The sequence below is a fragment of the Bradyrhizobium sp. genome (assembly GCF_027451485.1).
GTDB lineage: Bacteria > Pseudomonadota > Alphaproteobacteria > Rhizobiales > Xanthobacteraceae > Bradyrhizobium.
Genome location: NZ_DAIDJE010000123.1, coordinates 1 through 5377, shown reverse-complemented (window position 1 = coordinate 5377; position 5377 = coordinate 1). Strand labels below are relative to the sequence as shown.

Genomic DNA, 5377 nt, shown 5'->3' with positions numbered 1-5377 from the left:
TAGTACCATTTCCCAAGGCGACAGGAGTGGTGATCCGATAGTTCGTCCGCTTTAAGGGCGATGCGGCCGACAGCCATGTCGGCGAGGCGCTTCTTCCAGATGACGTGGTCCGCTTTTGCCAACCGCGGAACCTTGTTGTCGAACGACAGCCCGGCCAGGCTCTGCAACTCCAGGCCTGCGATTCCTTGCGCATTGTCAAGCTGCGAGGAAATGCCCTTGATCTGATCAACGCTGATCTTGGTCTTTTCGGCGATTGTCGCGAGGCCTTCGGCTATTTCGGCCGACGCTTCCGTCTGCTGGTTGAGAATATTGGCGATCTCGTGCATGCCGCCGGTCACGACGGCGATGTGCTCGCCCACTTCCGACATCGCCCCGCCGAGTTGCGAGACAATGTTCTTGCTCTCGACGGCCGCCGATTTGCAGTCGGACATCGCAACGACGATCACCTCTACTTCGCTCCGCAGACGGTGAATGCGATCGCGAATATCCTCGGTAGCCTTGCTGGTCTGCTGCGAGAGCGCCTTGACCTCGGACGCCACAACGGCAAATCCGCGGCCTGCCTCACCTGCGCGGGCGGCTTCGATCGTCGCATTCAGCGCGAGAAGGTTGGTCTGCTTGGCAATAGCGTCGATGGAGCCGACGATCGCGCCAATTTCTTCGGATGCCACGTTCAGCGCCACGATCTTGTCCGACACTTCGTTCGCCGTGGTCTCGACACGCCCCATCGCCCCGGTGGCTAATCCCACGGTGGACATTCCCTGTTCGGCGCTCGACTTCATCTGCGTGGCACGTTCGGCCGCATCATCGGCGGTGACCCGGATCTGGCCGACCGATGCCACCATCTCTTCGCTGGCGGCGGCGAGAGCCTGGGTTCGTTCCTCGATATCCCGACAGGCCGTCAGCATTCGCGCGGCAGATATCGCCGTCTCATTGCTCTGGATGTTGAGATCAACGATACGATCGAGGTTTTTAGAGGCCAGTTCCGCCAATCTGGTCGACAATTTTGCGACCGCGCATGTCAGCGCATCCTCGCCCGAAGGACCCACCGCGTCGTATCGTCCGTCGGCCAACGATTCGATCCATGTGACGAGAGCCGCATCGCGCGCGTGAAGCGCTGCGAGTGCGCTTGCCGCTTCGGATTCAACCTGATTTTCGGGAGAGCTTTTTCGGTGGAGAGCAGCCAGGATTGGCATGTATGTACCCGCGGACGTCGGGGGACACTGTTATCAGCCGGCAGAATCCGCCCGGTCCCCTCGCGGCTCTGCGCCCCGAAGATGAGACAACTTGGTCAACCCCGGATTAAATCTGCTATCGGATTTGTGCAAATCCCCGGGAAATTACCGATGGCCGCCAGAGGTCGACATAGCCGCCGCCGAGCGTCCGCAGCCAAGTGTATCTGGAAGCCGCGTGCGGCCGAGAGGCCCGGCACTGCCCGAATCTGCACTTTGACGTGGGCGGTCTAACAAGCGCGAGACGAGTCTCGGTCGTCCCGCCCGCGCATTGCCGTTCGAAGAACGGCGTCGCTTGCGTTCGCCTATTGTCGCGATCATCCGCGTCTTGCTATTGAAATGCGAGGAGAGACGTGGATGGCCGCGATAGATCCGGCCATGACGAAGGGGTGGATGAGTCATGAACTACTGGCTGGTGAAATCCGAACCTTCGGTCTGGTCCTGGGACCAGCAGGTGGCGAAAGGCGCCAAGGGCGAGGCCTGGACCGGCGTGCGTAACTTCACCGCGCGGCAGAATCTCGTGAACATGAAGAAGGGCGACAAGGCGTTCTTCTATCATTCCAACGAAGGCAAGGAGATCGTTGGCATCGCCGAGGTGATCAAGGAAGCCTATCCCGACCCGACCGACAAGACCGGCAAATTCGTCTGCGTCGACATCAAGGCCGACAAACCCCTGAAGACGCCGGTGACGATGGCAGCGGTCAAGGCGGACAAGAAGCTCGCCGACATGGCGCTGGTGAAATACTCGCGCCTCTCGGTACAGCCGGTGACGGCGGAAGAATGGAAGTACGTCTGCAAGATGGGCGGCGTGTAAGGACAACTCCCTCTCCCCGCGTACGGGGAGAGGGTCGGAGTGAGGGCAACTTCCAGAAGCAGGGGAAACTTGCGGAAAAATCCCCCTCACCCGATCGCAATGGACGACGCCTCGCATTGCCGGGAGCGATCGACTTCTCCCCGCGAACGGGCAGAAGTGAACCAGTTCACGCCCGCACCTCCTGCCGCTGGAACACGACATAGCCGGCGACGAACAGCACGATGGTCGACGCGATCAGGCCGACCGTCTGCGGCCACGCGATCATGATGCTCTCGGACAGCGGCAGCGGCGCGCCCATCAGCGCGCCACGAAGCTGATCAAGGAACACCGCACCGAGCGTGCGCGTGGTCGGCGACAGGATTGCCAGCATCGCCTCCCCGAACAAATCATTGGGTGAAATGCGAAGCAGGAATTGCGTCCACAGGCCGGTGTCAGGCGTATCGAGCCCCAGCGCAGCGTAGCGCGGATCAGGCGGCGCGATGATCTGCGCCAGCGCCGGGGCCAGCATCGGCCACAGCACGGTGAGGAACAGCCAGATGCCGAGCGCGACCAGCGCCGCCGTTGCTGGTGAGCGGAACACGATCGAAAGCAGCATGGCGAGCGCCAGCCACACGCCGGCATAGAAGATCGCGATCACCAGAAACACCAGCGAGCGCAGGATTTCCTCGGTGCCGGGCGGCACGCCGAGGAAGATCAGCCCGAGCCCGATCACCATCAGCCACAAGGCGGTGAGGCTGACGGCGAGCGTGGCAAGGCCGGCGAGGAATTTCCCCGTAAGGAGCGCGTCACGGTAGATCGGCTGCGCCAGGATGCGCGACAGGGTGCGGCGGTTGAACTCGCTGTTGACGGAATCGAAGCCCAGGCCGATCGCCATCAGCGGGATCAGGAATCCGAGGATCGCGACAAACGACGGCAGCGGCGAACTCGACAGCGTGAACAGCCGCAGCAGCAGGAACGGATCCTCGGCCGTCGTCGTGCGAAGGTTGGTGATCGCGCCATAGAGCGCGGCAAGCGCCGTCAGCACGATCAGCCATTCCAGCACCAGCATGCGCACGCTGGAAACGTTGTCGGCCAGTTCCTTGGCAAAGACGGCGCCAAGGCCCTGGAATGGTGAGCCCTCACGCCGCATGACGCACGTCTCCGGCTTGCTTGCCCTGGAAATAGCGGGCGTAGATCGCCTCCAGACTGGGTTCGTCGACCGACAGCCGCCTCAACGATCCGTTCACCGCGACCACCGCGCGCGCCGCATCGGGGCGAACGTCGCGCTCGGCCGTCATGCGGAAGCGATCCTCAGTGAGCCGTTCCACGCTGGAGACGCCGGGAATGGTAGCGAGACGCTGCGCGATGCCGCTGCCTTCCGCCTCCACCTCGACTACGAAACCCGCGCCCAGCACCTGGACCGACAGCTCGGCGACTGAGCCCATCAGCACGATGCGGCCGGACTGGAACAGCGCGACGCGGTCGCAGATGCGCTGCACCTGATCGAGCAGATGCGACGACAACAGCACCGTGATGCCCTCGGCCTTGAGCTCGCGGATCAGATCGAGAAACTCCAGCGTCGCCTGCGGATCGAGGCCGGAGGTCGGCTCGTCCAGAATGGCGATTTCGGCCTTCTTGACGATGATCTCGGCGAGCCCCAGCCGCTGGCGCATGCCGCGCGAAAAGGTCGCCACGCGCTTGTGCGCAACGTCGTCCAGACGCACGCGCTTCAGCGCCTGCTCGATCCGGAACCTGCGCTCCTTCAGCGAAAGCCCCATCAGCTTGGCGGTGTAGGAGAGATTTTCGACCGCCGAGAGCTGATCGTAGAAGCCGACGGAGTCGGGCAGATAGCCGACCCGGCGCTTCACCTGGAGCGGCTGGCGCGCCGGATCGTAGCCCAGCACCTGGATGCGGCCCGAGGAAATCTCGGTCAGCCCCAGCATCATCAGGATCGTGGTGGTCTTGCCGGCGCCGTTGGGGCCGAGCAGGCCGAACACCTCGCCCTTCCTGATCTCGAAAGAGATGTTGTCGACGGCGTTGGTGTTGCCGTAGCGCTTGGTCAGGCCTTCCGCCGATATTACCGTGGCCGCCGATGCAGATGTTGGTTCTTTATGGATTTCTTCGCTCATCGCCGTCCGAACCTCGCCACAGCCGTCAGCATCAGCAGCAGCGCGACGCCAATGACGCCCGCGCCCACCATGCCCCACACGGTCGAAGTATTGACCGTGATGCGGAACTGGCTGGAGGCGTTTTCGCCGCGCGAGTTGGCGTTCACGGAAACCATGTAGTCGCCGGCGAGCGACTTGTCGCTTGGCGTCACCAGCGCCTGCACCTCGGCATCCTTGCCCGGCACCAGGCGATCGACGGTGGCCGGATCGAACGAAACCTTCCACCCCGAGGGCGCACTCGCCGAGAGCTTGACGTTCTCGGCCGGCGCGCTGCCCGTATTGGTGACGACGATCGGGATCGAGGTCTGCTGGGCTGCAACCGCGCGCGAACTGAGCAGACCGTCGCGCCCGGCCACCTGCAGGCGCGGCTGGCCGACGACGTCGAGCGCCAGATCGGCCGTGGCGGAAGCATCTCCTGCCTTCACCGTCGCCGTGACCGCGAAATGACCCGCGTCAATTGCGCTCGGCGGCCTCACGTGCAGCTTGATGTCTTTGGACTGACCGGCGTCGATCGGGATCGAGGAAAGTTCCTGGCTGCCATAGGCCTCGGTGAACGAAGTCTCGAAATTTTCCGGCGCCTGCGCTCCGAAGGAGACATTCAGGTTGCGGCCGGAGTCGTTCTTGATGGTCAGCGTATATTCGAAATTGGATTTCGGGCTGCCGCGCAGCGAAGGCAGTTGTGCCTTGACTGTGAGCTTGGCCGGGAGTTCCTTGGCAAGCGCGACCTGGATCGGCAGGCTGGTCTGGTTGCCCTGCCCCTTCGCTTCGACCGTCAACGTCTGAGGGTCGAGCTTGCTGTTCGCCGGCACGTCGAGCCGCAGCTGCAACGAAACGTCCTTGTCGGGCGCAGGCATTGCGGCCGCCACCGGCTGCCCGCCGCCCAGGATGGTCGCGGTCCATCCGCTCGGCACGCCCGAGACCGAAAGCTGATAGCGTTCCGGCGCGAGGCCGTAATCCTGCAAGCGCAGCGGAATGTTCGACGTGGTGCCCGGCCTGATCGTGACTGCGGGATAGTCGGTCATCAGGTAGAGGCCCTTGATGCTGGGCTGGTCGGCTGCGACCGCGGCCGGCGCAAGCAGGGTCGAAATGAAGAGAGCAACGGGGGCGAGAGCGAACGCTCGCATGACAACACTCCTGCAAGGTGAGCAAATCTTTTCAGACGTGTGCCGCGCCGCCGGGGCGCGAGA

General features: G+C 63.3%; 5 protein-coding genes. 1 reads left to right on the top strand and 4 read right to left on the bottom strand.

The window, feature by feature from the left end; translation table 11 throughout:
* Positions 1 to 1070, bottom strand: a 1070-nt coding sequence (locus NEZ08_RS15615; protein WP_298108529.1) for a methyl-accepting chemotaxis protein, incomplete at its 3' end; no start/stop codon positions are given.
* A 559-nt stretch (positions 1071 to 1629) separates the two neighbouring features.
* Here NEZ08_RS15615 and NEZ08_RS15610 point away from each other — a divergent pair.
* The gene (locus NEZ08_RS15610; RefSeq protein WP_298108527.1) at positions 1630 to 2043 is read left to right on the top strand and encodes an EVE domain-containing protein; all 414 of its coding nucleotides are present in this window, start codon (positions 1630 to 1632) and stop codon (positions 2041 to 2043) included.
* Positions 2044 to 2209: 166 nt separating this feature from the next.
* Here the strand turns inward: NEZ08_RS15610 and NEZ08_RS15605 are convergent, their stop codons facing one another.
* From NEZ08_RS15605 to NEZ08_RS15595, 3 genes are read right to left on the bottom strand one after another with little or no spacing between them, the layout of a single operon-like run.
* Entirely contained in the window at positions 2210 to 3172 is a 963-nt protein-coding gene (locus tag NEZ08_RS15605; RefSeq protein WP_298108523.1) for an ABC transporter permease subunit, read from the bottom strand.
* Positions 3162 to 4151, bottom strand: a complete 990-nt coding sequence (locus NEZ08_RS15600; protein ID WP_298108521.1) for an ABC transporter ATP-binding protein — start codon at positions 4149 to 4151, stop codon at positions 3162 to 3164. Before NEZ08_RS15600 ends, NEZ08_RS15605 begins: the two co-directional genes overlap by 11 nt.
* On the bottom strand, positions 4148 to 5314 hold the full coding sequence (locus NEZ08_RS15595; protein WP_298108517.1) for an NEW3 domain-containing protein: 1167 nt from the start codon (positions 5312 to 5314) through the stop codon (positions 4148 to 4150). The genes NEZ08_RS15600 and NEZ08_RS15595 overlap by 4 nt, the downstream gene beginning before the upstream one ends.
* Between the last annotated feature and the right edge of the window lie 63 nt (positions 5315 to 5377).